General features: G+C 72.3%; 23 protein-coding genes, 1 pseudogene and 1 riboswitch. Of the genes and pseudogenes, 18 read left to right on the top strand and 6 right to left on the bottom strand.

Annotation, left to right across the window (positions count from 1 at the left end):
* Window positions 1–318: 318 nt before the first annotated feature.
* The 9 genes from ACTWP9_RS15355 to cobC all read left to right on the top strand — a co-directional run bounded on the left by ACTWP9_RS15355 (window position 319) and on the right by cobC (window position 10,874).
* The gene (locus tag ACTWP9_RS15355; protein ID WP_443246681.1) at window positions 319–1,647 is read left to right on the top strand and encodes an inorganic phosphate transporter; all 1,329 of its coding nucleotides are present in this window, start codon (window positions 319–321) and stop codon (window positions 1,645–1,647) included.
* 17 nt (window positions 1,648–1,664) lie between these two features.
* Window positions 1,665–1,877: a hypothetical protein gene (locus ACTWP9_RS15350; protein ID WP_443246680.1), complete on the top strand. Its 213-nt coding sequence runs from the start codon at window positions 1,665–1,667 to the stop codon at window positions 1,875–1,877.
* A 299-nt stretch (window positions 1,878–2,176) separates the two neighbouring features.
* Window positions 2,177–2,298, top strand: a riboswitch (cobalamin riboswitch).
* Window positions 2,299–2,485: 187 nt separating this feature from the next.
* Window positions 2,486–3,478, top strand: a complete 993-nt coding sequence (locus tag ACTWP9_RS15345) for a cobalamin biosynthesis protein (protein ID WP_443246679.1) — start codon at window positions 2,486–2,488, stop codon at window positions 3,476–3,478.
* On the top strand, window positions 3,475–5,052 hold the full coding sequence (locus tag ACTWP9_RS15340) for a cobyric acid synthase (protein ID WP_443246678.1): 1,578 nt from the start codon (window positions 3,475–3,477) through the stop codon (window positions 5,050–5,052). Before ACTWP9_RS15345 ends, ACTWP9_RS15340 begins: the two co-directional genes overlap by 4 nt.
* Before the next feature lie 58 nt (window positions 5,053–5,110).
* A complete protein-coding gene (locus tag ACTWP9_RS15335) occupies window positions 5,111–7,231 on the top strand; it encodes a putative cobaltochelatase (protein WP_443246677.1) in 2,121 nt (706 codons plus the stop codon).
* A complete protein-coding gene (cobO, locus tag ACTWP9_RS15330; protein ID WP_443246676.1) occupies window positions 7,231–7,839 on the top strand; it encodes a cob(I)yrinic acid a,c-diamide adenosyltransferase in 609 nt (202 codons plus the stop codon). Before ACTWP9_RS15335 ends, cobO begins: the two co-directional genes overlap by 1 nt.
* 37 nt (window positions 7,840–7,876) lie before the next feature.
* Window positions 7,877–9,283: a cobyrinate a,c-diamide synthase gene (locus ACTWP9_RS15325; protein WP_443246675.1), complete on the top strand. Its 1,407-nt coding sequence runs from the start codon at window positions 7,877–7,879 to the stop codon at window positions 9,281–9,283.
* Window positions 9,280–9,768, top strand: coding sequence for a cobalamin biosynthesis protein (locus ACTWP9_RS15320; protein WP_443246674.1), 489 nt, complete (start codon window positions 9,280–9,282; stop codon window positions 9,766–9,768). Before ACTWP9_RS15325 ends, ACTWP9_RS15320 begins: the two co-directional genes overlap by 4 nt.
* Entirely contained in the window at window positions 9,765–10,874 is a 1,110-nt protein-coding gene (gene cobC, locus ACTWP9_RS15315; protein ID WP_443246673.1) for an Rv2231c family pyridoxal phosphate-dependent protein CobC, read from the top strand. The genes ACTWP9_RS15320 and cobC overlap by 4 nt, the downstream gene beginning before the upstream one ends.
* Before the next feature lie 116 nt (window positions 10,875–10,990).
* On the opposite strand, the gene ACTWP9_RS15310 is transcribed toward cobC, so the two are convergent.
* The 4 genes from ACTWP9_RS15310 to ACTWP9_RS15295 form a co-directional block, all read right to left on the bottom strand.
* Window positions 10,991–11,398: a J-domain-containing protein gene (locus ACTWP9_RS15310; protein ID WP_443246672.1), complete on the bottom strand. Its 408-nt coding sequence runs from the start codon at window positions 11,396–11,398 to the stop codon at window positions 10,991–10,993.
* Window positions 11,395–12,153: a DsbA family oxidoreductase gene (locus tag ACTWP9_RS15305; RefSeq protein WP_443246671.1), complete on the bottom strand. Its 759-nt coding sequence runs from the start codon at window positions 12,151–12,153 to the stop codon at window positions 11,395–11,397. Before ACTWP9_RS15305 ends, ACTWP9_RS15310 begins: the two co-directional genes overlap by 4 nt.
* Before the next feature lie 28 nt (window positions 12,154–12,181).
* Window positions 12,182–13,609 carry a carboxyl transferase domain-containing protein gene (locus tag ACTWP9_RS15300; RefSeq protein ID WP_443246670.1) on the bottom strand — a complete coding sequence of 476 codons (1,428 nt, stop codon included), beginning with the start codon at window positions 13,607–13,609 and terminating at the stop codon, window positions 12,182–12,184.
* A 207-nt stretch (window positions 13,610–13,816) separates the two neighbouring features.
* Complete coding sequence (locus ACTWP9_RS15295; RefSeq protein WP_443246669.1) at window positions 13,817–14,917, bottom strand: amidohydrolase family protein; 1,101 nt, start codon at window positions 14,915–14,917, stop codon at window positions 13,817–13,819.
* 515 nt (window positions 14,918–15,432) lie between these two features.
* Between ACTWP9_RS15295 and ectA the strand changes: the two genes are divergently transcribed.
* From ectA to thpD, 4 genes are all read left to right on the top strand, one after another.
* A complete protein-coding gene (gene ectA, locus ACTWP9_RS15290; protein WP_443246668.1) occupies window positions 15,433–15,948 on the top strand; it encodes a diaminobutyrate acetyltransferase in 516 nt (171 codons plus the stop codon).
* Between the two features lie 91 nt (window positions 15,949–16,039).
* A complete protein-coding gene (gene ectB / locus ACTWP9_RS15285; protein ID WP_443246667.1) occupies window positions 16,040–17,308 on the top strand; it encodes a diaminobutyrate--2-oxoglutarate transaminase in 1,269 nt (422 codons plus the stop codon).
* A 155-nt stretch (window positions 17,309–17,463) separates the two neighbouring features.
* Window positions 17,464–17,868 (top strand): ectoine synthase, encoded by a 405-nt coding sequence (locus tag ACTWP9_RS15280; protein WP_443246666.1) that lies wholly within the window; start codon window positions 17,464–17,466, stop codon window positions 17,866–17,868.
* Between the two features lie 172 nt (window positions 17,869–18,040).
* A complete protein-coding gene (gene thpD, locus ACTWP9_RS15275) occupies window positions 18,041–18,940 on the top strand; it encodes an ectoine hydroxylase (RefSeq protein WP_443246665.1) in 900 nt (299 codons plus the stop codon).
* A gap of 66 nt (window positions 18,941–19,006) precedes the next feature.
* Here the strand turns inward: thpD and ACTWP9_RS15270 are convergent, their stop codons facing one another.
* Together ACTWP9_RS15270 and ACTWP9_RS15265 are read right to left on the bottom strand one after the other, a co-directional pair.
* A complete protein-coding gene (locus ACTWP9_RS15270) occupies window positions 19,007–20,071 on the bottom strand; it encodes an aminotransferase class V-fold PLP-dependent enzyme (protein ID WP_443246664.1) in 1,065 nt (354 codons plus the stop codon).
* Window positions 20,072–20,116: 45 nt separating this feature from the next.
* Window positions 20,117–21,625 (bottom strand): aldehyde dehydrogenase (NADP(+)), encoded by a 1,509-nt coding sequence (locus ACTWP9_RS15265; RefSeq protein ID WP_443246738.1) that lies wholly within the window; start codon window positions 21,623–21,625, stop codon window positions 20,117–20,119.
* A 173-nt stretch (window positions 21,626–21,798) separates the two neighbouring features.
* Here ACTWP9_RS15265 and ACTWP9_RS15260 point away from each other — a divergent pair, with 173 nt between their 5' ends.
* The 5 genes and pseudogenes from ACTWP9_RS15260 to ACTWP9_RS15240 all read left to right on the top strand — a co-directional run.
* The gene (locus ACTWP9_RS15260) at window positions 21,799–22,569 is read left to right on the top strand and encodes an IclR family transcriptional regulator (RefSeq protein ID WP_443246663.1); all 771 of its coding nucleotides are present in this window, start codon (window positions 21,799–21,801) and stop codon (window positions 22,567–22,569) included.
* 121 nt (window positions 22,570–22,690) lie between these two features.
* A complete protein-coding gene (locus tag ACTWP9_RS15255; RefSeq protein ID WP_443246662.1) occupies window positions 22,691–23,683 on the top strand; it encodes a hypothetical protein in 993 nt (330 codons plus the stop codon).
* A gap of 29 nt (window positions 23,684–23,712) precedes the next feature.
* Complete coding sequence (locus ACTWP9_RS15250) at window positions 23,713–25,044, top strand: sensor histidine kinase (RefSeq protein ID WP_443246661.1); 1,332 nt, start codon at window positions 23,713–23,715, stop codon at window positions 25,042–25,044.
* Window positions 25,041–25,700 (top strand): response regulator, encoded by a 660-nt coding sequence (locus tag ACTWP9_RS15245; RefSeq protein ID WP_443246660.1) that lies wholly within the window; start codon window positions 25,041–25,043, stop codon window positions 25,698–25,700. The genes ACTWP9_RS15250 and ACTWP9_RS15245 overlap by 4 nt, the downstream gene beginning before the upstream one ends.
* Window positions 25,697–25,999 (top strand): annotated as a pseudogene (locus tag ACTWP9_RS15240) (penicillin-binding transpeptidase domain-containing protein); the annotation flags it as partial. The gene ACTWP9_RS15245 and the pseudogene ACTWP9_RS15240, both read left to right, overlap by 4 nt.

Raw genomic sequence — 25,999 nt, 5'->3', positions numbered from 1 at the left:
GCGAAACCAGCGGGGCGGGCCGGGAGGGTGACACCCGGCCGGAGGAGCGGGGGCCTTGGCGGCGGGTCGTACCGGCGCGTCGGCCGGCACGCCAACTGACTTTGCGCCGCGTCGTGTTGACCTCCGGGAGACATCTGGTGTCGGCGCCGGGACGCGTCTTCCTTGGCCCCGAGGAGCGGCCGGGCCTACGGTGTGATCTGGCCCACACAACAGGCGTCAGGGGGCGACACTTCGATGCCTGCCTCAGTTCACCTTCCGTTCACTCGCCGTCTTTACGTTCACGACGTCATTGCCCCTCGAACTGATTGTGCCTGGTGAATGGAACACATCACGCTTCTCATCGGGATCGTGATCGTCACGGCCTTGGTGTTCGACTTCACGAACGGCTTCCACGACACGGCCAACGCCATGGCCACAACCATCTCCACCGGGGCACTGGCTCCTCGGGCGGCGGTGGCCATGTCCGCGGTCCTCAACCTCCTCGGGGCCTTTCTGTCCATCGAGGTGGCCAAGACCATATCTTCAGGAATCATCGATGAAGGTTCCGGCATCCAGCCCGAAGTGATCTTCGCGGGACTGGTGGGCGCGATCATCTGGAACCTGCTGACCTGGCTCGCCGGGCTCCCCTCCAGCTCCTCGCACGCGCTGATGGGCGGACTGATCGGCGCCACGCTCGCTGCCGTCGGCATGGGCGCGGTCAACGGCGACGTCGTCGTCATGAAGGTCCTCATCCCGGCGCTCGCCGCACCCCTGGTCGCCGGCATCGCCTCCGTGTGCGCCACCCGGCTGACCTACCGGGTCGCCCGGCACGCCGACGAGGAGCGGACCGCGAAGGGCTACCGCGCCGGGCAGATCACCTCGGCGGCGCTGGTCTCCCTCGCCCACGGCACCAACGACGCGCAGAAGACCATGGGTGTCATCACGCTGGCCCTGGTCACCGGCGGCGCCCTGGCGCCCGGCTCCGACCCGCCGGTGTGGGTGATCGCCTCCGCCGGGCTCGCCATCGCACTGGGCACCTACCTCGGCGGCTGGCGCATCATCCGCACGATGGGCAAGGGCATCACCGACATCCAGCCCCCGCAGGGCTTCGCAGCCCAGACCAGCGCGGCGGCCACCATCCTGGCCTCCTCGCACATCGGCTTCTCCCTCTCCACCACGCATGTGTGCTCCGGCGCCGTGATGGGTTCAGGGCTCGGCCGCAAGGGCGGCGTGGTCCGGTGGGGAACGGCGGGCCGCATGTTCATCGGCTGGGGGCTGACCCTCCCTGCAGCCGGCGGGGTCGCGGCCGGTGCTGCGCTGCTGGCCAAGCAGGGCGACTGGGGCGTCACGACAGTCGCCGTCCTCGCCGTCGTGCTCTGCGGCGCCATCTGGCTCCGCTCCCGGCGCGCGCCGGTGGACCACACCAACGTCAACGAGGTCGAGCCCGCCGTGGCCGCGCAGGCCGCGGAGATCCCGAGCCCGGCCGCTGAGCCGGAGCCGCAGCCCGAGTCCGAGCCCGCCGGGGTGGTCACCAACGCCATCCGGGCCGTCTCCCCGCCCCCGCCGCCGGCGGGAGTGAGCGCGGCCGGTGTTGCCGCGGAGGAGACGACGGCGGCCGAGCCCGCGCGTTCGACCGGCCGCCCCGCGTCGGCGAGCAGCTTCAGGTAAGCAGAAGGGACCACCGCATGAACATCGACTGGGCCTCACTCGGCCAGGTCTTCGGCGTCAGCCTGGCGGCGACGGTGGGACTCGTCGGCGTCTTCACCCTCGGCATCGTCGCCGGCTCCCCCCGCACCGCGGGCAACGCCCCCTCGTCGCTGGCGCGTACCGGCGCCTACGCCTGCTACGCCGTGTGTCTGGCGGCGGTGGCGTACGGCATCTACCTGATCGCGGCGTAGCCGTTGCACGGCGAGTGAGGGAGTCGCGCGCTGTGGTTGCGGAGCTCGATCCTTCCGCCGGACCCTCGCCGTTGTAGTGCCCGCCGTTGCGGCGGGAAGGGGTTCGGGGCTTCGCCTCCCACGCCCCCTGGCACTCCGCCGGGGTGTGGGGGCGGAGCCCCCACTCTTTCCCGCCGCAGCGGCGGGAAGCCACGACGGTGAGGGTCCGGCGGTGTCCGCGCGGCCGCAAGCACCACGTCCGGCTTGCCCACCGCAGGTCAAACGTGGTGGACTGCCGGGTGCCAAACGGCGGCATGGGGAGGAAGCCGGTGCGAATCCGGCGCGGTCCCGCCACTGTCACCGGGGAGCGCCTCCTCCAACGAAGCCACGGCCCACGCGGGCTGGAAGGCGGGGGCGGTGTGGATCCGGGAGCCAGGAGACTCTCGCCGCCGGTCGAGTCGAGCCAGGGCGAGGACCCTGAGTGAGGACACCGCCATGCGTGGCCCCGTCGCCATAGCCGTTGCTGCCGTATCTCCTGCTGCCTCCCCCTGGGAGCACCCCCGGGGACTCCCGCCGGGACGACTCCCGACTGCCGCCGTCATGGATGCGTGCGCCGGAACCGTCGTCTGATGCGGGCCCGTGACGTCCATGTCCGCGGCACTGTGCTGGGGTTCGCCGCCGACGCGCTGCTCGGTGATCCGCGGCGCGGCCACCCCGTCGCTGCCTTCGGGCGGGCGGCCGCGGCACTGGAGCGCCGGATGTGGCGCGACCACCGGGGTGCGGGAGCGCTCTATGTCGCCCTCTGCGCGGGGGGCGCCGTCGCCGCAGCGGGCGCGCTGAAGACGGTCGGTGCCGCACGCAGCCCCTCCCCCGCAGCGGGCCGTTCCCCGGTGCCCGGCATCGCGCTGACGGCCGCCACCGCGTGGGCCGTCCTCGGGGGTACGTCGCTGACCCGCGAGGCCCGGGCCGTGGGCGCCGCGCTGGAGGCGGGAGACCTGGGGCTGGCACGCGAACGGCTGCCCGCGCTGTGCGGACGCGACCCGCAGCGGCTGGACGCGCCCGCAGTGGCCCGCGCCGTGGTCGAGTCGGTCGCGGAGAACACCTCCGACGCCGTGGTGGGAGCACTGGTGTGGGGGGCGCTGGCGGGCGTACCCGGGCTGGTGGGCTTCCGCGCTGTCAACACACTGGACGCGATGGTCGGGCACACCTCCCCGCGGCACCGCCGGTTCGGCTGGGCCGCCGCGCGGCTGGACGACGTGGCGGGCTGGCCGGGGGCACGGCTGACCGCCGTACTGGCCGCGTTCGCCGGGCCGGACCCACGCGGTGCCGTACGCGCCTGGCGCGCCGACGCGCACCGCCACCCCAGCCCCAACGCGGGCCCCGTAGAGGCGTCGTTCGCGGGCGCACTGGGCGTGCGGCTGGGCGGGACGCTGTCGTACGGGGGGCGGGTGGAGCACCGGCCCGTCCTCAACGCGCCCGGCCGGGCCGTCCGCACGGCGGACATCGAGCGCGCTGTGCGGCTGTCGCGGCGGGTAGGACTGTTGGCGCTGGCCACAAGTTGTCTGGTGCGCACGGCAGTAGGCCGCTTCGGGCGTGGCCGCGGCGAGGGAGGGGTGCGATGAGCGCGCGTACGGGAGGCGGGCTGCTGGTCGCCGGGACGACCTCGGACGCCGGCAAGAGCGTGGTGACGGCGGGCATCTGCCGCTGGCTGGCCCGCAAGGGGCTGCGGGTGGCGCCGTTCAAGGCGCAGAACATGTCGCTGAACTCGTTCGTCACCCTCGACGGCGCCGAGATCGGCCGCGCGCAGGCCATGCAGGCGGCTGCCGCACGGGTCGAGCCGAGCGCGCTGATGAACCCGGTGCTGCTGAAGCCGGGCGGCGACCGCACCAGTCAGGTCGTACTGCTGGGTAAGGCGGTCGGCGAGATGTCGGCCCGGGGGTACTTCGGCCGCCACCCGGAGGGCAGCGGCGATGTACGGCACGGGGGGCGTGCGGAGCTGCTGGAGACCGTCGCGGGCTGTCTGGAGGAACTGCGGAGCACCCATGACGCGGTCATCTGCGAGGGCGCGGGCAGCCCCGCCGAGATCAATCTGCGGCGCAGCGACATCGTCAACATGGGGCTGGCACGCGCCTGTCGGCTACCGGTGCTGGTGGTCGGCGACATCGATCGCGGCGGGGTGTTCGCCTCGCTCTTCGGTACGACGGCACTGCTGGCACCCGAGGACCAGGCGCTGCTCGCGGGCTACCTGGTCAACAAGTTCCGCGGCGACGTCACGCTGCTGGAGCCCGGCCTGGAGATGCTGCACAGGCTGACGGGACGGCCCACGCTGGGCGTACTGCCGTTCCAGCACGGGCTGGGCATCGACGAGGAGGACGGGCTGAGGGTCTCGCTGCGCGGCACCGTACGCGAGTCCACTGTCGCGCCCCCCTACGGGGCCGATGTGCTGCGGGTCGCCGTGCTGCCGGTGCCGTTGATGTCCAACTTCACCGATGTGGACGCGCTGGCTGCCGAACCCGGTGTGGTGGTGCGGTTCTGCGACCGCCCGGAGGAACTGGCCGACGCCGACCTGGTGGTGGTGCCGGGCACCCGGGGCACGGTCAAGGCGCTGGAGTGGATACGCGAACGGGGCCTGGCCGGGGCGCTGGCGCGGCGTGCGGCCGAGGGGCGGCCCGTGCTGGGTGTCTGCGGCGGCTACCAACTGCTGGGCGAGCGTATCGAGGACGAGGTCGAGTCGCGCGCGGGTGTGGTGGACGGGCTCGGGCTGCTGCCGGTGCGGGTGCGGTTCGACCGGGACAAGACGCTGGCCCGGCCGCACGGGATCGCGCTGGGCGAGCCGGTGGAGGGCTACGAGATCCACCACGGGGTGGCGGATGTGCACGGTGGTGAGCCGTTCCTGAGCGGCCCCGAGGGTGCTCCGCTGGACGGCTGCCGGGTAGGGAGCGTGTGGGGCACCCACTGGCACGGCTCGCTGGAGTCGGACGGCTTCCGTCGCGCCTTTCTGCGCCAGGTGGCCGCCGACGCGGGCCGCGCCTTCGAACCGGCGCCCGACACTCGGTTCGCCGCACTGCGCGAGGAACAGCTCGACCGGCTGGGCGACCTGATCGAGGAGCACGCGGACACGGCGGCGCTGCTGCGGCTCATCGAGGACGGCGTGCCCAAGGGCCTGCCGTTCGTACCGCCGGGGGCGCCGTCGTGACCGGCCCGCAGTCCGCCGCCCTTGATACACCCAAGCCACTCGAAGGAGTGACCGTCGCGTGACCCCCTATCCCTTCACCGCCCTCGTCGGCCAGGCGGACCTCCAGCTCTCCCTGCTGCTGAACGCCGTCTCCCCCGCGATCGGCGGCGTCCTGGTACGGGGGGAGAAAGGAACGGCGAAGAGCACGGCCGTCAGAGCGCTCACAGCGCTGCTGCCCGGCGTCCAGGTCGTGCCGGGCTGCCGCTTCTCCTGTGACCCCGCCGCACCCGACCCCGCGTGCCCGGACGGCCCGCACGAGGGCGCCGGCGCTGCCGGGTCCCGCCCGGCCCGCATGGTGGAGCTGCCCGTCGGCGCCTCCGAGGACCGGCTGGTGGGCGCACTGGACATCGAGCGGGCGCTCTCGGAGGGCGTGAAGGCGTTCGAGCCGGGGCTGCTGGCGGACGCGCACCGGGGCGTGCTGTACGTGGACGAGGTCAACCTCCTGCACGACCACCTGGTGGACCTCCTGCTGGACGCCGCCGCCATGGGCGCCTCCTACGTGGAGCGCGAAGGCGTCTCCGTACGGCACGCCTCACGGTTCCTGCTGGTCGGCACGATGAACCCGGAAGAGGGCGAGCTGCGCCCGCAGTTGCTCGACCGGTTCGGGCTGACGGTCGAGGTGGCCGCCTCCCGCGAGACGGACGAGCGGGTGGAGGTCGTACGGCGGCGGCTCGCCTACGACGACGATCCGGAGGGCTTCGCGGCGCGCTGGGCGGACGACGAGCAGGAACTGCGCGAGCGGATTGCCGCAGCGCGGGAACTGCTGCCCCGGGTACGGCTCGGTGACGCGGCACTCCGGCAGATCGCCGCCACCTGCGCGGCGTTCGAGGTGGACGGCATGCGCGCCGACCTCGTCATGGCCCGTACGGCGACGGCGATGGCGGCCTGGGCGGGGCGTACCGAGGTGGAGTCGGCGGATGTGCGGCAGGCGGCGCTGCTGGCGCTGCCGCACCGGCGCAGGCGCAATCCGTTCGACGCCCCCGGCCTCGACGAGGACAAGTTGGACCAGACGCTGGAGGAGAACAGCCCACCGCAGGACGAGGACACACCGGAGCCGGAACGGCCGGAGGGGACGGAGGGACCGGACGACGACGGGCCCGGTGGCGGCCCCGACGGCGGGGGCGGACTGCCGCCGCAGCGCGATCCGGGGAACGCCCCACAGGACGGCGCCGAGGGGGAGAGATCCGAACCCACCGACCGGTCGGTATCCGAAACACCTTCCCCCGGGCAACCCGAGCCCGACCCGCAGGCCCCCGCTGCCGCGCATCAACCCACTGCTCCCTCCGGCGAACCGTTCAAGGCGCGCACGCTCACCGTCCCCGGGCTCGGCGAGGGCGCGGCCGGGCGGCGCTCGCGGGCCCGCACGGCGCACGGCCGTACGACAGGGGCGCGCCGCCCGCAGGGGGCGCTGGGCACGTTGCATCTGGCGGCGACGGTGCAGGCGGCGGCTCCGTACCAGCACGCACGTGGCCGTCGCGGCAGCGGCCTGGTGGTGCGCAGGGACGATCTGCGGGAGGCCGTGCGGGAGGGCCGCGAGGGCAATCTCGTGCTGTTCGTGGTGGACGCCTCCGGCTCCATGGCGGCGCGGCAGCGGATGAGTGCCGTCAAGGGCGCGGTGTTGTCGCTGCTGCTGGACGCCTACCAGCGGCGGGACAAGGTCGGCATGGTGACCTTCCGGCGCGGCGAGGCGGAGGTGGCGCTGCCGCCCACCTCGTCGGTGGATGCGGCGGCGGCCCGGCTGGAGTCGCTGCCGACCGGGGGGCGCACTCCCCTGGGGGCGGGGCTGTTGCGGGCACGCGAGGTGCTGCGGGTCGAGCGGCTGCGGGACCCGGCGCGGCGGCCGCTGCTGGTCACCGTCACGGACGGACGCGCCACCGGTGGCCCGGAGCCGCTGGTGCGGGCCCGGCAGGCGGCGCGGCTGCTGGCGGCGGACGGTACCGCTTCGGTGGTTGTGGACTGCGAGGCGGGGCATGTGCGGCTGGGGCTGGCGCGCGAGCTCGCCGCCGAACTGGGCGGCAACGCCGTCACGCTGGACGAGCTGCGCGCCGACGCCGTCACCGAACTCGTCCGGCGGACAACCGACTCACGGAATTCGCGTGCTGCACAACAGGCAGCCGAGCAGGCAGGGAGGGCGGCGTAATGCCGAAGGGACAGCCGAGCGTCGTGCCGCAGGACGGTCTCACCACTCGTCAGCGGCGCAACAGGCCGCTGGTGGCGGTCCATACGGGCGTCGGCAAGGGCAAGTCGACGGCCGCGTTCGGGCTGGCGCTGCGCGTGTGGAACCAGGGGTGGCCGATCGGGGTGTTCCAGTTCGTCAAGTCCGCCAAGTGGAAGGTCGGGGAGGAGCGCGCGCTGCGGGTGCTCGGCGACTCCGGCGAGGGCGGCAGCGTGACCTGGCACAAGATGGGCGAGGGCTGGTCGTGGATCCAGCGCAACGTCCAGGACGGTGAGATGAGCAGCGAGGCGGCGGCCCGGGAGGGCTGGGAGCAGGTCAAGCGCGATCTGGCCGCGGAGACGTACCGGCTGCTGGTGCTGGACGAGTTCGCCTACCCGATGCACTGGGGCTGGGTGAACGTGGAGGAGGTGGTCGCTGTGCTGCGGGACCGGCCCGGTACCCAGCATGTGGTGATCACCGGACGGAACGCGCCGCAGCAGCTGATCGACGCGGCCGATCTGGTCACCGAGATGTCCAAGGTCAAGCACCCGATGGACGCGGGCCAGAAGGGGCAGAAGGGCATCGAGTGGTGACGACTGCCACCGGTGCGCACGGCTGGAGGGACGCCGCGTGATCCGGGTACCGCGACTGGTGGTCGCCGCGCCGTCCTCCGGGAGCGGCAAGACGACGGTGGCGACGGGGCTGATGGCCGCCTTCGCCGGCCGCGGGCTGACCGTCTCCCCGCACAAGGTCGGCCCCGACTACATCGATCCGGGCTACCACGCGCTGGCGACCGGCCGTCCGGGCCGCAATCTGGACGCGTATCTGTGCGGTCCCGAGCGGATCGCACCGCTGCTGGGCCACGCCGCGCAGGGCGCTGATCTCGCGGTGGTCGAGGGCGTGATGGGGCTGTACGACGGCGCTGCGGGGCAGGGCGAGCTGGCGTCGACCGCGCACGTCGCCAAGCTGTTGCGCGCCCCGGTGGTGCTGGTGGTGGACGCCTCGTCGCAGTCGCGCTCGGTGGCGGCGCTGGTGCACGGTTTCGCCTCCTGGGACCCGGAGGTGCGGGTCGCAGGCGTGGTCCTCAACAAGGTGGGCTCCGACCGGCACGAGGAGCTGCTGCGCGAGGCGCTGGACGGCTCGGGGGTGCCGGTGCTGGGCGTGCTGCGGCGTGAGAAGGTGGTGCGGGCGCCCTCCCGGCATCTGGGTCTGGTGCCGGTGGCCGAACGGCGCGCGGAGGCCGTCGAGTCGGTGGCGGCGCTGGCGGAACGGGTGCGCGAGGGGTGCGACCTGGAGGCGCTGCTGGCGCTGGCGCGGCAGGCTCCGCCGCTGCCGGAGGAGTTGTGGGACCCGGCCGCCGAGGTGGGTGCGGAGCCGGTGGCGCGGGCGCCGCGGGTGGCGTTGGCCGGCGGTGAGGCGTTCACCTTCTCGTACGCCGAGCACGCGGAGCTGTTGCGGGCTGCGGGCGCGGAGGTCGTCGGGTTCGACCCCCTGCGGGACGAGGCGCTGCCGCACGGCACGGCGGGGCTCGTGATCGGCGGCGGTTTTCCGGAGGTTTACGCTCCGGAGTTGGCCGAAAATCGACCACTACGGCAGCAGATCGCGGCCTTCGAGGGGCCGGTCGCGGCCGAGTGCGCCGGGCTGCTGTATCTGGCACGGGAGTTGGACGGCAAGCCGATGTGCGGTGTGCTCGATGCGCACGGACGGATGGCGGAGCGGCTGACGCTGGGCTACCGCGAGGCGGTGGCCGTCGCGGACAGCGCACTCGCGGAGACGGGCACCCGGGTGCGGGGGCACGAGTTCCACCGCACGGAACTGCTGCCGGGCGCGGGGCAGGTACCCGCCTGGGGACTGGTGCGGCCCGAGCGGCGCCCGGACGGGTTCGTCCAGGGCAATGTGCACGCCTCCTATCTGCATGTGCACTGGGCCGCGGCGCCGCGGATGGCGGCGCGGTTCGTGGCCCGCTGCGCGGCGCAATGGGAAACGGGAAACAAAGCCGGGGACCAGGTGGGCGACGGGGCGGGGAACGCGGCATGAGCCCGTTCGGCGCCGGTACGGGGCCGGGCCCCCGCCTGGTCACCGTCGGCGTGGGCACCTGCGCCGGGGTGACGGCCGAAGAGGTGCTGGAGCTGGTGCGAAGCGTGCTGACCGCCGCGGGGCTCGCAGCAGACGACGCCGCGGCGCTGGCGACCGTCCAGGCGCGGGCCGAGGAGCCGGGACTGCTGACGGCGGCACGGAAGCTGGGCCTGCCGCTGATCGCCTACGACGCACGGACACTGGCCCGCGTACGGGTGCCGCACCCCTCGGACTTCTCCCGTACGGCAGTCGGCACACCCTCCGTCGCCGAGGCGGCGGCGCTGCTGGCCGGCGGTGGGGGCAGCCACGGGGGCAGCGGATCGGCGGTGCAGGGAGGGGCGCCGGTGCTGCTGGTGCCGAAGACCAAGGCGCGGGCGACGGCCGGGGCTCCGGTGCGCGTCACCGCCGCCGTGGCTGCCGTTGCCGTGCCGGGGAGAGAGCCGTGAGCGCAGACGGAACCACCCTGGGCGACGCCCTGCGGCACCATGGGGACGCGGAAGTACGGGGCGCCGGAAGCGGGTTGACCGATCTCGCCGTCAACGTCCGTACCGGCACTCCCCCGGCGTGGCTGCGGGAGCGGCTGGCGGCCTCGCTGACGACGCTGGCCGCCTACCCGGACAGCACTCCGGCGCGCAGTGCGGTGGCCGAGCGGCACGGGCTGCCGGAGGACCAGGTACTGCTGACTGCGGGCGCGGCAGAGGCGTTCGTCCTGCTCGCACGGGCCGTGTCCGCGCGCCGACCGGTCGTGGTGCACCCGCAGTTCACCGAACCGGAGGCCGCGCTGCGGGATGCGGGGCACCGGGTGGAGCGGGTGCTGCTGCGGCCCGGGAACAGCTTCCGGCTGGAGACGGATTCCGTACCGCCCGAGGCAGACCTGGTGGTGGTGGGCAACCCCACCAACCCGACGTCCGTGCTGCACCCCGCAACGGCATTGGCCGGGCTCGCACGCGCGGGGCGCACGCTGGTCGTCGACGAGGCGTTCGTGGACGCGGTACCGGACGAGCGGGAGTCGCTGGTCCCGCTGTTGGGGCAGCTGCCCGGACGGACGGTGGTACTGCGCAGCCTCACCAAGACCTGGGGGCTGGCCGGACTGCGCGTCGGCTATGTGCTGAGCGACCCGGAGACGGTGCGGGCACTGGCACACCAGCAGCCGCTGTGGCCCGTCTCGGCCCCGGCGCTGGTGGCGGCCCAGGCGTGCAGCACGCCGGAGGCACTGGCCGAAGCCCAGCAGGCGGCCCGGCAGTTCGTAGCGGACCGCGGCTATCTGCGGGAGCGACTGGCGCCACTGCGCACGGCCGGCCTGCGCGAGGCGACGCCCACGCCGGAGGGACCCTTCCTGCTGGTGGAGCACCCGCATGCGGCGACGCTGCGCGAGCGGCTGCGCGAGTTGGGCTTCGCCGTACGGCGCGGGGACACCTTCCCCGGGCTCGGCCAGGAGTGGCTCCGGATGGCGGTACGGGACCGGGCGACGACCGACCGGTTCGTGGGCGCGCTGCACCGCGCGCTGGAGACGCTGGACGCCGCAGGCGAGCACACGACGGGCGAGCACTGACCGGAGCGGCCACCGTGCCGGCACCCCCACACGGCACACTACGGCGAGGCGTGACGACGCCGCCGGTCACCGTCAGCGCGGCTCGATACGGCGCTCCCAGCCCAGCCGGACCGGCTTCAGCGGTGCTCCCGGCGCGCCGAGCGCCACTGCCGCACGGCGCTCTCCACGTCGAAGGGGACGAGCCGATGGGGTGGGCCCTCCAGGGGGTGGCGGATCGCCTCGTCGATCTTCGCGTTGATCTCCGTGAGGATCGAGCGCACCTCGGCCTCGGACCGCGCCTCCGCCGCGCGCTCCCGGGCTTCCTGTGCCTCCTTGCGGAGCGCGAGGGAGGGTGGCAGGTAGGAGAGGTTCTCGTCGCGCATCTTGCGCTCGACCCACCACTGATCGGTGTACGGCTTGTCGAGGCCGGGGAGCGGCTTTCCGGCGCCGGGGAGGTTTGCGAATTCGCCGCGCTCCTCGGCCTCACGGATCTGCCGGTCCGCCCAGCTCTCGAAGCTGACTCCCGGGGGCTTGCGTTCGGTCACGGCACGTCCTCCGTGCGGTGTGCGGGCACTTCGCAAGTCCCATCGTCACACGCCGCTCCGTCGTGCGGTCCGGGTGCGCCGGATCCGGCCGCCACCACCGGCACGGGTCCGCCCGCCGCCGCGTACGCCTGCTCCAGCGCCTGGGTGAACACCTCGGCCGGCTGGCCGCCGGAGACACCGAAGCGGCGGTCCAGCACGAAGAACGGCACTCCGGTGGCGCCGAGGGCTGCTGCCTCGCGCTCGTCGCTGCGTACGTCCGCGGCGTAGGCGTCCTCGTCGGCCAGGACGCGGCGTACCTCCGCCTCGTCCAGCCCGGCGCCGGTGGCGACAAAGACGACGGTCTCCGGGTCGCCGAGGGGCAGCAGCTCGGCGAAGTTGGCACGGTAGAGGGCGTCCAGCAGCGCGGTGTGCACGGCCGGGCCCTGCCGCTTGGCGTGGTGCAGCAGTCGGTGCAGTGCGAAGGTGGAGCCGTTCATCAGGCGGCCGGACGCATAGCCGAGACCCTCTCCGTGCGCGGTCCCGGCAACCCGTGCCTCGGCGGCCTCGGCCTGCTCGGGCGAGAGACCGTACTTGTCCGCCAGGAGCCTGGTGACCGGCAGCCCGGTCGGCGCGCCCGCGTCCGGATCGAGCTCGAAGGAGCGGTGGACCACCTCCACCTCGTCCCGGTGGGCGAAGGCCGCCAGGCCCTTCTCGAAGCGGGCCTTGCCTATGTAGCACCAGGGGCAGGCGATGTCCGACCAGATCTCTACGCGCATGCCCGGTCGAACCGCCGCCGCGCACCGGCTATTCCCCGTCGGCCGGCATGCCCGTGACGCCGCGCACCGTTCCCTTGACGCCGGGTGTCCTGACCGCTCCGTGCGCGGTGTCCACCACGCCTCGGGCGACGCCGAGTTCGACGGCGTCCTGGGGGCGCAGCCGCAGCTCCTCGGCGGTTCGGGGCACCTGCTCGGAGTCGCGTTTGAGGATGGCGGCGGCCAGCTCGGGGGCGATGACGGAGAAGTAGCTGTCCGGGCTGACCCACAGCCTGCCGGGGGCTGCCATCGCGAGGGCGCCGCCCGAGCCGCCCTCGCCGATCAGCAGCGAGGTGACCGGCACGGTGGCCTCCGCGACGGCGGCGAACACCTCGGCGATGGCGGGCCCCGCACCGCTGCGCTCGTCCTCCGGCCCGTTGGCGGCGCCGGGCGTGTCGATCAGGGTCAGGACGGGGATGTGCAGCCGCCCCGCCATCCGGATGAGCCGCGCGACGGTGCGGTAGCCGGCCGGCCGGGTCGGGGTGCCGCATTGTGCCGCGTAGGCGACCGTACGTCCGTCGTGCAGCCCGAACCCGCACAGCACGCCCTCGTCGGCGCCCGAGCAGCGGTCGCCGCTGATCTCCTCGCGGTCCGCGAAGTAGGCGTCCAGATAGGCGGCGGCGCGCGGACGGCCCGCGGCGCGGGCGCGCGCGACGGCTTCCGTACCGCTGTCGGGCAGCCGGCCGCAGGCGGTCGGACCGGGCAGCGCGTACGGCACCGGTGCGGGCGTCGGCCGGGCTCGACCGGTGCCCGGCCCGGCAAGCAGGGCGAGCCAGCGGGCGAGGGTGGTGGGGAGTTCCGCTTCCGGCACGATCCGGTCGAGGTGGCCGGCCGCGTGCTGGGCCTCCACGGTGTACGCGGCTGGGTCGGCGCCGCGGGGCCGTACGCGTGAGCCGGCGAACGCGGCCTGGGCGCCGGGCAGGGCGAGCACCACATCGGCGCCCGCGGCGAGGGTGGCCCAGCCGCCGCCGGTCGTGGGGTCGCGGACGACCGCGAGCTGCGGCAGTCCGGCAGCACGGGTCAGCGCGGTCTGCCGGGCCACGCGCTGGAGCTGTACGAGGGCGCGCATGCCCTCCTGCATCCGGCTGCCTCCGGTGGCCACCAGCGTGACGAGAGGGAGCCGCCCCTCACGCGCCCGGACGTGGGCCGCCTCGATGTGGTCGCCCGTGCGCTCCCCCAGCGAGCCGCCGAGGTACCCGAACTCGAAGCAGAGCAGCACGGCCTCAATGCCGCCGACCCGCCCTGTGCCGCACACCACGGATTCGGGCTCCCCAGTGCGTTGCTGAGCCTTTTTGCGCATCTCGTCATATCCGGGCCAACCCAGCGGCCCGTCCGCCGCCGCGGGCCGCCCCTCGGGGGCGTGCAGCTCCGTGAAATCGCTCGCCACCTGGGCGAGCAGCGTACGCGCGGTAGAGGTCATACATCCTGCCTACCCGGCATGGGGGCTGCGCTTGCCAGCCCTACTCCCCCAAGCTCTTCGAGCAGGGGGTACCCCCAGGGCGCAGACCTCCCAAGCGCAAAAGACGCGCCCCGTGAGGGGCGCGGGGAACTGCGCGAGCAAGCACAACGCATCCGCAGCCTGCGACGGGCAGACAGGGGCACCCCCTCCCCAGCCCGAAGGAGCAAGTCAACGCACCACACGCCCCCGCAAAACCACACGACTCGGCGCCTCCAGCACCCGCACATCAACACGCGGATCGCTCTCATAGACAACGAAATCCGCAGGCGCCCCCTCGGCCAGACCAGGGCGCCCCAGCCAATCGCGGGCCCCCCATGTGCCGGCCGACAACGCATCCAGCACCGGTATCCCCGCCTTGACCAGTTCGCCGATCTCCCGGCCGACGAGTCCGTGGGCGAGGGAGCCGCCCGCATCGGTGCCGGTGAAGACGGGGATGCCCGCCTCCCAGGCGGCCCGCACAGTGTCGTAGCGGCGGGCGTGCAGCTCCCGCATGTGCGCTGCCCAGCGCGGGAACTTGGCCTCGCCGCCCGCCGCGAGGTCCGGGAAGGTGGCGATGTTGACCAGGGTGGGCACGATGGCGACGCCGTGCTCGGCGAAGAGCGGAATGGTCTCCTCGGTCAGCCCGGTGGCGTGCTCGATGCAGTCGATACCCGCCTCCACCAGGTCCTGCAGCGACTCCTCCGCGAAGCAGTGCGCAGTGACGCGGGCACCCTCCTCATGGGCCGCCGCGATTGCCTCCTCGACCGCCCAGCGCGGCCAGCAGGAGCTCAGATCGCCCTTGTCGCGGTCGATCCAGTCGCCGACGAGCTTGACCCAGCCGTCGCCGCGCCGTGCCTCGCGGCGTACGTACGCGGTCAGGTCGCCGGGCTCGATCTCGTGTGCGTAGTTACGGATATAGCGGCGGGTACGGGCGATGTGGCGGCCGGCCCGGATGATGCGGGGCAGATCGTCCCGGTGGTCGATCCAGCGGGTGTCGGAGGGCGACCCGGCGTCGCGCAGCAGCAGAGCGCCCGCTTCCCGGTCGGTGAGCGCCTGCTTCTCGCTGGTCGAGTCGTCGACGGGGCCGTGCGCATCCAGTCCGACATGGCAGTGCGCGTCCACCAGACCCGGCAGCACCCAGCCGGTCAGCACGGCGGGCTCGGCACCACCGCGGGGCCCGGACGGCCGCTCGTAGGTGACGCGTCCGTCCACCACCCACAGTTCGTCCCGTACTTCCTCGGGCCCGACCAGCACCCGCCCCTTGATATGCAGACTCGCGCACTCGCTCATGTCCGCACTGTACGAGTGCCCGCCGTGGCGGCGTCGAGGGCATGTCCCCGGCCGGCGGGCCCGCGGGCGGCTGCTGCGTGAACATTGCCGGGACCGAAAGCGAAGAATGAGATCCACGAAAAGGCAGACAGGCCCTAAGCTCCGGCTTTACGATGCAATCCAGACTGCATTTCCGGTGCAGGTGCCCGTATTCTTCTGCCCGCTCTTCGCCAGCTCAAACGCTAAGATTTCGTTAGCTTCATCGCAGCTTCAGCGGACTAATCACCGGCAGATCTCGCGGACGTTATCGGACTGTGACGCATCCAACAGGTCGCCTGCTATACCGGGACATATCCCTTTAAGCAGGGGCGCAGCGCGGCGATTCAGCGCGCCCGCCCGCCCGCGCGCGATAACACAGGGCCGCCCCTTTGCGTAACCCCTCACCCCCGTGCAGTTTCGGATTCTGCTGGGTAAGTTGAATTCACATGACCGCCGCACAAGCAGACCATGCACGTGCCCATAGAGGATTTCTCGAAATGCCGGAGGGACTGAAGCTCGACACACCCCGTGTGGACGACGGAGCCGCGATCTGGCGCATCGCCCGCGACTCGAAGACCCTCGATCTGAACTCCTCGTACAGCTACCTGCTGTGGTGCCGCGACTTCGCCGCCACCTCGGTCGTCGCCCGCGACGGCGCGGGCGAGCCGGTCGGCTTCATCACCGGCTACGTACGACCCGAGCAGCCGCGTACCCTCCTCGTCTGGCAGGTCGCCGTGGACGAGGCCGCCCGCGGTCGCGGACTCGCCGCAGCGATGCTGGACGGACTGACCCTCCGCGTTGCCGAGGAGTACGGCATCGACACCGTCGAGACCACGGTCACCCCGGACAACACCCCCTCCAACCGGCTGTTCACCTCCTACGCGCAGCGCCATTCGGCCGCGGTCGCGCAGGACGTGCTGTTCGACGCCGCTCTCTTCCCGGAGGACGGCCACCTGCCGGAAGTGCTGTACCGGATCGGCCCGGTCGTGTTTCCCGGCGCATCGAAGCGCTGACGTATACGGCCGTACACCCGCGGGTAGGCACCGTCGCCGACCGCCCATAACCAGACTTTCTTCTCACGCGACTCACTCCCTGGAGCAAGCTGTGACCATCACCCAGCCGGACCTCAGCGTCTTCGAAACCGTGGAGTCGGAGGTGCGCAGCTACTGCCGTGGCTGGCCGACCATCTTCGACCGGGCGCAGGGTGCGCACATGTACGACGAGGACGGCCATACCTACCTCGACTTCTTCGCCGGGGCAGGCACTCTCAACTACGGCCACAACAACCCGGTGCTCAAACGCGCCCTGCTGGACTACCTGGAGCGCGACGGCGTGGTGCACGGACTGGACATGTCCACCAGCGCCAAACGCTCGTTCCTGGAGACGTTCCAGGAGCTGGTCCTCAAGCCGCGCGACATGAACCACAAGGTGATGTTCCCGGGGCCGACCGGCACCAACGCCGTTGAAGCCGCGCTGAAGCTGGCCCGTAAGGTCAAGGGCCGCGAGTCGATCGTCTCGTTCACCAATGCCTTCCACGGCATGTCGCTGGGCTCGCTCGCCGTCACCGGCAACGCCTTCAAGCGCGCCGGCGCCGGCATCCCGCTGGTGCACGGCACCCCGATGCCGTTCGACGACTACCTCAACGGCACCACCGAGGACTTCGTCTGGTTCGAGCGGCTGCTGGAGGACCAGGGCTCCGGGCTCAACAAGCCCGCGGCCGTCATCGTCGAGACGGTGCAGGGCGAGGGCGGCATCAACGTCGCCCGCGCCGAGTGGCTGCGCGCCCTCGCCGACCTGTGCGAGCGGCACGACATGCTGCTGATCGTCGACGACATCCAGATGGGCTGCGGCCGCACCGGCGCCTTCTTCTCCTTCGAGGAAGCGGGCATCAAGCCGGACATCATCACGCTGTCGAAGTCCATCGGCGGCTACGGGATGCCGCTGGCGCTCACCCTGTTCAAGCCGGAGCTGGACATCTGGGAGCCGGGCGAGCACAACGGCACCTTCCGCGGCAACAACCCGGCCTTCGTCACCGCGACCGCGGCGCTCCAGACCTACTGGGCCGACGGTCAGATGGAGAAGCAGACGCTCTCCCGCGGTGAGCAGGTCGAGGCCGTGCTCAAGGCGATCGCCGAGGAGCACTCCGAGGAGGTCGCCGACCACCGCGGCCGTGGCCTGGTGTGGGGCCTGGAGTTCCACAACAAGAGCCGCGCCACCGCCATCGCCCGGCGCGCCTTCGAGCTGGGGCTGCTCATCGAGACCTCGGGCCCGGAGAGCGAGGTCGTCAAACTGCTGCCCTCGCTGACCATCACCCCCGAGGAACTGGACGAGGGGCTGCGCATCCTGGCACGGGCAGTCCGCGAGACCGTCTGACCCGAACTACGTGGCCCGTCCCGGCTTTTCCGCCGGGACGGGCCACATCCGTAATGAGCAAGAGCCGTCATGGCCACAGCTGGAAGGGGCTTCGTCCGGAATGGACAACAAAGAGCCTCTTCCATAAGGAACACAGAGAAAGGCACCATCAGACCGTGATCGTGCGTTCATTCAAGGACATCGAAAACACAGACCGACACGTCAAGGCGGCGTCGGGCACCTGGGAGAGCAAGCGCATCGTTCTCGCTAAGGAGAAGGTGGGCTTCTCCCTGCACGAAACAGTCCTCTACGCGGGCACCGAGACCTCGATGTGGTACGCCAACCACATAGAGGCCGTGCTCTGCGTCGAGGGCGAGGCGGAACTGACCAACGACGAGACCGGCGAGAAGCACTGGATCACTCCCGGCACGATGTACCTGCTCGACGGGCACGAGAAGCACACGATGCGCCCGAAGACCGACTTCCGGTGCGTGTGCGTCTTCAACCCGCCGGTCACCGGCCGCGAGGATCACGACGAGAACGGCGTCTACCCGCTGCTCACCGAGCCCGACGACGACTGAGCCGAAGGCTGAGCGGCGACGCGCCGCAGCACCGCCGCGCCGAAGCGTCGACGTGCTGACACGCTGAGGCAGCAAGCCCCTTCGTGACTGGACCGTTCGCCGGTCCACTTCGGCCGTCCTGGCCGTTCCGCCAACTGAACAGGACCGTACGAGAGGAGAGGAAGGCACATCCATGACCACCGCACCCGAGCGCACCGCCGACCTGTACCCGACTCGCGGAACCACCGAGGTGGCCATCCCGCGGATGGACCCCGTCGTGTGGTCCGAACCGGGTACGCCGGGGCCCATCGAGGCCGCGGCTCTGGCGGGCTTCGAGCGGGACGGGTTCCTCGCCATCGACCAGCTCATCGGACCTGACGAGGTCGATGTGCTGCGCGCGGAACTGGAACGGCTCACCTCGGATCCGGAGATGCGTGCTGACGAACGCTCGATCGTCGAGCCGAAGTCGCAGGAGATCCGGACCGTGTTCGAGGTGCACAAGATCAGCGGGGTCTTCGCACAGCTGGTGCGCGACCCGCGCATCGTGGGCAGGGCACGGCAGATCCTGGGCTCGGACGTCTATGTCCACCAGTCCCGGATCAACGTCAAGCCGGGCTTCGGCGCCACGGGGTTCTACTGGCATTCCGACTTCGAGACCTGGCACGCGGAGGACGGTCTGCCCCGGATGCGGACCGTGTCGGTCTCGATCGCGCTGACGGAGAACTACCAGACCAACGGCGGCTTGATGATCATGCCGGGGTCGCACAAGACCTTCCTCGGCTGCTCGGGCGCGACGCCGAAGGACAACTACAAGAAGTCGCTGCAGATGCAGGACGCGGGGACCCCGACCGACGAGTCCCTGACCAAGTTCGCCGAAGCACACGGCATCAAGCTGTTCACCGGAAAGCCCGGCTCGGCGACCTGGTTCGACTGCAACTGCATGCACGGAAGCGGTGACAACATCACTCCGTTCCCGCGGAGCAACGTGTTCATCGTCTTCAACAGCGTCGAGAACCAGGCGGTGGAACCCTTCGCCGCGCCGGTCCGCCGCCCCGAGTTCATCGGAGCGCGGGACTTCACGCCTGTGGAGTGACCCTGCCGGTGACCTGCTGATGCGGGGGCGGGGCGCACACGGTCCCGCCCCCGTGTCGTAAGTGGCTCAGCCCGCCAGCAGGTTGAGCAGCCGGTCCACGTCCTCCTCGGTGTTGTAGAGGTGGAAGGCAGCGCGCAGATTGCCTTCCCGGTCCGACACCGCCACCCCGGCCGCCGCCAGCGCGCCCGCGGCATGCCCCAGACCGGGCACCGCGACGATCGCCGAGTCCCCCGGAACCGGTTCGTACCCGCGGCCCAGCCCCGCGACCCCCTTGCGGAACCGCGCGGCGAGCGCCCTGTCGTGCGCCCCGATCGGCTCCGGCCCGCCCAGTTCCCCGACCAGTTCGAGGGAGCGCGCGGCACCCAGATACGGCAGGAACGCCACCGACTCCTGATACGCCCGCGCGTCCGGGGCGAGCCGTGCGATGGGGCCGTAGCAGTCGTCCCAGGGCGAGGCCCCCGCCACCCATCCCGCATGCAGCGGCAGCAGCGCCCGTTCCTGCTGCGCCTCGGGCGAGACGACCAGGAACGAGACACCGCGCGGGCACAGCAGCCACTTGAACGCGGCGCACACCACGTAGTCGTAGTCGTCGGCGCTGAAGGGCAGCCAGCCCGCCGCCTGCGTCGCATCCAGCAGGACCCGCGCACCGGCGGCACGGGCGGCTGCCCGGACGGCGGGCAGATCGGCGATCCGGCCGTCCGCCGACTGCACGGCGCTGAGGGCCACCAGCGTGGTGGAGGGCTCCACCGCCTCCGGGAGCTCGCCGAGGGGCACGGTGCGCAGGGTGATGTCGTCGCGCACCGTGAACGGGTTGACCACGGAGCTGAAGTCGCCCTCCGGCGCCAGGACTTCGGCGCCGGAGGGGAGGGAGGCGGCGATCAGTCCGGTGTGCGTGGCCACCGCGCTGCCCGCCGCCACGCGGGCCGTGGATGTGCCGGCGATCCGCGCGAACGCCGCGCGCGCCTTGTCGACCTCCGCGTAGTAGGCCGGCTGGTCGATGCGGCCTACGGACATTCCGGCGACGGCCCCGGTGATCTCCGCTGCCGCGCGGGCGGGGAGCAGGCCGTGGGAGGCGGTGTTGAAGTAGGTGACCTCGGGCTTGAACTCGGCGGCGAGCACGCGTTGATCCATCCCGCCAGTGTCGCGGGGCGGCTGCGACCGGTCCACCGGGTTACGTCACTCCCGGACGCCGTCCACCCTGCGCGGCAGGCCCAGCGGGTTGCCGTCCCGCAGCTCGGGCGGGAGCAGGGCCTCAGGCGTGTCCTGGAAAGCGACCGGCCGCAGCCAGCGCTCGATGGCGGTGGCCCCCACGGAGGTGGAGGTCGACGTGGTGGCCGGGTACGGCCCCCCGTGATGCTGGGCCGGAGCGACGGCGACCCCGGTGGGCCAGCCGTTCACCAGCACCCTCCCCGCGACCGCGGTGAGCCGCGCGACCAGCGAGGCCGCGCCCTCGTCGCCCGCCGCCTCGTCCGCACCGAGGTGCACGGTGGCGGTGAGGCTGCCGGGTACCCGCGCCAGCACGGCTTCGGCCTCCGCCTCGTCCGCGTACCGGACGGCGACGGTCACCGGGCCGAAGCACTCCTCCAGCAACAGCTCGTGCTCCTCGCCCAGTTCACCGGCCGCCACGGTGAACAGCCCGGGGCGCACGGTCCGCTCGTCGTCACCGACCCCGGCGACAACCGGCGCCTCGACCCGTTGCAGCGCCGCCCGTTCGGCGACGCCCGCCACGAACGCCTGCCGCATTCGGTCGTCCAGCAAATGGCCGGGGGCCGTACCGCGCAGGGTCTCGGAGAGCTTGTCGAGCATCCGGTCGCCGTCCTGGCCCTCCGGGACGAGGACGAGGCCGGGCTTCACACAGAACTGGCCGGTGCCGAGGGTCATGGAGCCGCCGAGTCCCTCGCCGATCTGCTCGGCACGCTCGGCGACGGCCTCGCGCGTGATCACAACCGGGTTGAGGGAGCCGAGCTCACCGTGGAACGGGATGGGCCGGGGCCGCGCGGCAGCCGCGTCGAAGAGGGCACGGCCGCCCTTGACCGAGCCGGTGAACCCGGCCGCCGACACCAGCGGGTGCCGCACCAGTTCGACGCCCGCCTCGAATCCGTACACGACGGAGACGACGTCCTCGGGCAGTCCCGAGTCCACGGCGGCGGCCCGCAGCGCAGCTCCGCACAGGGCTGAGGTGGCGGGGTGGTCGGGGTGCGCCTTGACCACGACGGAGCAGCCGGCGGCGAGCGCACTGGCGGTGTCGCCGCCGGGAACGGAGAAGGCCAGCGGGAAGTTGGAGGCGGCGTAGACGGCGACGACGCCGATCGGCAGCTTGTAGCGGCGCAGATCGGGGCGGGGCGGGGTGAGCGTGGGGTCGGCGTGGTCGATGACGACGTCGAGGTGGCCGCCATCCTCGATCTCGTCGGCGAAGGCCCGCAGCTGTCCTGTCGTACGGGCGAGTTCGCCGGTCAGCCGGGGGGTGCCCAGGGCACTCTCGGCGTCGGCTGTCGCCACGATCCGCTCGCCGTCGGCTTCGAGGCGCTTCGCGGCGGCGCGCAGGAAGGCTGCGCGGACCACCCGGTCGGCGAGTGCGGGAAGCGCCTCGTGCGCGGCCCGTACGGCGGCGTCCACGTCGGCCGCCGTGGCCTCGTCGGCGACCTGTTCCCGCTGCTTTCCGGTACGGGGGTCGACGCTCCACACTGGTACTGCTGCTGCCACCGGGGTCCTCCTGGTCCTGCGGATCTGCTCTCCTGCAGGCGTCCCGCACGGCCTTCCCGGCCTGCGGAGCCGTCTTGTTCGGTATGCTGAACAATATCCCTGTAGGTGAATTCCTTTGGGACTGTAGGTCTGCGCGAACAGAGGGGTCAAGGTCGATGTCGGGTACCGAAGCGGGGGGTTCGCAGGTCAAGTCGGCCGTGCGGACGGTGGAGCTGCTGGAGTTCTTCGCGGGGCGGCCCGGGATGCATACGCTGGCTGCCGTCCAGGAGGCGGTCGGCTATCCCAAGTCGAGCCTCTACATGCTGCTGCGCACCCTGGTCGACCTCGGCTGGGTGGAGACGGACGCCACCGGCACCCGGTACGGCATCGGGGTGCGGGCGCTGCTGGTGGGGACGTCGTACATCGACGGTGACGAGGTGGTGGCCGCGGCCAAGCCCACCTTGGACCGGCTCTCGGACGACACCACGGAGACCATCCATCTGGCGCGGCTGGACGGCACCAACGTCGTCTACCTCGCCACCCGCCAGTCCCAGCACTATCTGCGCCCGTTCACCCGCGTCGGGCGGCGGCTGCCCGCGCACTCGACCTCGCTGGGCAAGGCACTGCTCGCGACGTACTCGGACGAGCAGGTGCGCACCATGCTGCCCGAGACGCTGGCCCAGCTCACCGAGCACACCCTCACCGACCGGGAGCAGCTGATCGAGGAGCTGCAACTGGTGCGCGAGCAGGGGTACGCCGTGGACCGCGAGGAGAACACGCTGGGGCTGCGCTGCTTCGGCGTCGCCGTCCCGTACCGCACCCCGGCCCGGGACGCCATCAGCTGCTCGGTGCCGGTGGCCCGGCTGACGCCCGCACACGAGCAGATGATCAAGGACGCGCTGTTCGACGCGCGGGACCGGCTGATGCACGCCACGCGCACGCTCTGACCCTCCGCCGCAGGACGCCACCTCCCCCCTCCCTGAGGGCGGAAGCCTCCGCCGCGCGGCGGAGGTGGTTCGTCGCAGGGCAGGACGCCCGTACCCGGGTGCGGCCGGGAGCGTGTTCTCCATGGAGAGAACGAGAAAGATCCTCGCGCCGCTCACCGTGGCCGCCTGCCTGCCCTATCTCACCTTGAAGGTGCTCTGGCTCTCGGGGAGCCACATCGGCATCCCCGAGGGCAGCCGGCTGCTCGACGGCGGCGCCACGCTGTGGATCGTCAACGCGCTGACCGTCGCCATGGACGGTGCCGTCATCCTGCTGGTGCTGACCCTCACCCGTCCCTGGGGACGACGGGTCCCCGGCCCGCTGCTGGCCCTGCCGATCTGGATCGCCTGCGGCCTGCTCGGCCCGATCGTGGTCGCTTTCCCGCTGCAGACCGTGTACACGGTGCTGACGGGAGATTCCGCCGGCGGGGGCGGTGACGACAGAGCCGACAAGCTGCTGGACGGCTGGGTGTGGACGCTCGTCTACACGGGCTTCCTGGCGCAGGCCATCACCTTGAGCGTGCTGGCCGTGCTGTACGTGCGTGACCGCTGGGGCCCGCTGCTGCGCTCACCGCTCCGCCTCCGGGCTGACGGCACGCAGGTGGTGGCGAGATGGGGGCTTGCCGCAGCGTCGCTCGTGGCGCTGCCCGCTCTGGTGGCGCACACGCTGTGGGCTGCCGGCTCGGAGGCCGGCTTGACCGCGGAGCACTCCGGCATCGCCGGCCGGATCACGGACGCCACATTCGTGCTGTATGTGGTCATCGCCTTCGTCGGAGTCGGACGGCTACTGCCCCGGGGCAACCGGGCCGGGCACTCGGGTGCACGGCTGTGGCCGACGCTGACCGCGGCCTGGGTCGGTTCGGGAGTGCTTGCGTGCTGGGGCGGCTGGCTGCTCATGGGGGCGCTCTCCAGCGGATCGCTGGGTGAGAATGCAACCGCCACGATGCTGCTCGCCTACGCTTGCCAGGCACTCGCCGGGCTGCTTCTCGCGGCGCTGGGCGCGCAGCAACTGCGCCGCCGGGCGCGTGTGCCGGCGTCCCGCCCTGTGCCCGGTGCGACAGTGCGGCCGAACGCCTGAGCAGGTACACACAGCGAGGGGGGGACGGCATGACAGAACGGCCGCAAGTCCGCGGCAGGGTGCGGACCCTGGCGCTGCGCTGGGTGCATCTGCTCCAGGGCGGTGCGCTGCTGATGCCGTTCTACCTGCTGGTGAACGTCGGTATCGGCGTCGTGCGGCCCGATATGTCGCAGTTCCTCAACACCCGGCCCGGCCCGCAGTTCCTGGCGTACGGACTCTCCCTCCCGCTGGTCGCGGTTGCCGGGCTGATCCCGGTGCTGCGGGCGCTGGAGTCCGCCGCAGCGCGCACCCTGTGCGAACTGCCCGGCGGCACGCTCGCCCTGGGGCCCGCCGACTCGTGGGCGGCCCGGCGCCGCTCCGCGGTCTGGTTCACGCTGCACGTGGGCCTCGGCGGACTGCTGAGCGGGGCTTCGCTGGCGGTACCGCCGATGGCCGTCGTCCTGCTGGCCTTCCCGCTCTTCCCGGCCCTGCGCGGCAAGCACTGGGCCTGGCCGTGGGACCACGCGGGCAGCGCACTGTGGACGGCCCCGGTGGCCGGATTCGCGCTGCTGGCGGCCTTGGTGGCGGCCGTGTACGGGGCCGGGGCGCTGCTGGCGCGCTGTGCGCCCGTACTGCTGGGCCCTACGCCTGCCGACCGGCTCGCCGCCGCCGAGCGCCGCGCCGCCGACCTGGCGGTCCGCAACCGGCTGGCGCGCGAGCTGCACGACTCGGTCGGGCACGCGCTCAGCGCGGTGTCGCTCCAGGCGGGCGCCGCACGCCGGGTGCTGGACGGCGACCCGGAGTTCGTACGGCAGGCGCTGGCCGCGATCGAGGAGACCAGCCGGGACGCCGTGGCGGAGCTGGACGCGGTGCTCGGAGTGCTGCGGGAGGGGGAGAGCGCCCCGGCGACCGGCCCCAGCCTGGCGGCAGACCTGGACGCACTGGTCGCCCGCACCCGCGCCACCGGCACCGAGGTCCGGTTGCGGGTGGACGAAGCGCTCGGCCCTCTCGCGCTGCTGGACGCTCAAGTCTCCGCCGAGTCCTTCCGCGTGGTGCAGGAAGGGCTGAGCAACGCGCTGCGGCATGCGCCCGGCGCCGCCGTGGACGTCCGGCTGGAGCGGCAACGCTCCCCGCAGGGCGAGCTGCTCGCGGTCACGGTCGAGAACGCGGCCAGCGAGGCAGCTGTCACCCGGGCCTCGGGCGGACGGGGCCTCGCCGGGATCGCCGAACGTGCCGCGCTGTTGGGCGGCACCGCACGGGCGGGCGGCGAGGACGGCGTATGGCGGCTGACGGCCCGCCTGCCGCTGGCCCCGGCTGTACGAGGGGACGGCAGGCCGCAAAGAGCGGTACGGGAAAGCACGAGACAGGAGAGCACCCCATGACAGCGGCGCCCTTGCGGGTCCTTCTCGCGGACGACGAGCGCATGGTCCGTACGGCACTGCGCGCGATCCTGGCGAGCGAGCCCGGGATCGAGCTGGTGGGCGAGGCGGCGGACGGGGACGAGGCGGTCTCCGCGGTACGCGAGCTGCGCCCTGACGTGGTGCTGATGGATGTCCGCATGCCACGTGTCGACGGCATCCGCGCCACGGAGCACCTGGTGCGGACGATGGGCGAGGAGGCGCCGCGCATCCTGATCCTCACCACCTTCGAGAACGACAGCTATGTCTACGACGCGCTGCGGGCCGGCGCCCACGGATTCCTGCTGAAGCGTGCGACGGCCGAGGATCTGATCGCCGGCATCCGGCTGGTGAAGCGCGGCGATTCGCTGCTGTTCCCCGCCGCCGTCCGCGCCCTGGCCGCCCATCACGCGCGGGACCGCCGCGCCGAGACGCTCACCGCGCGGCTCACCGACCGGGAGGCAGCGGTTCTGCGGCTGATGGCCCAGGGGCTGACCAATGCGGAGATCGCCGAACAGCTCGCCGTCAGCATGGCGACCGCGAAGACGCACGTCGCCGGCGTGCTGGCCAAGCTGGGCGCCCGGGACCGCACCCAGGCGGTCATCCTGGCGTACGAGAACGGTGTCGTGACCCCGCGATGAGCCGGCGCACCGCCGAACAGCTGCGATCCGCGATGGACACGGTGGTGGACAAGGGCACCGGCAGCAACGCGAAGATCGACGGCATCACGGTGGGCGGCAAGACCGGAACGGCCCAACACGGCGTCGACAACAGCGGTACGCCGTACGCCTGGTTCACCTCCTACGGCGAGACGGACTCCGGCAAGAAGGTCGCCGTCGCGGTCGTGGTGGAGGACTCGGACGCGGCCCGCGCCGAAGTCAGCGGCAACGGGCTGGCGGCCCCCTTCGCCAAGAAGATGATGGAGGCGGCGCTGCGGTGA

It is taken from the genome of Streptomyces sp. 3N207, assembly GCF_052246355.1.
Classification (GTDB): domain Bacteria; phylum Actinomycetota; class Actinomycetes; order Streptomycetales; family Streptomycetaceae; genus Streptomyces.
Note: the sequence above shows the minus strand (reverse complement) of the source record. Positions and strands in the feature narration are given on the sequence as shown.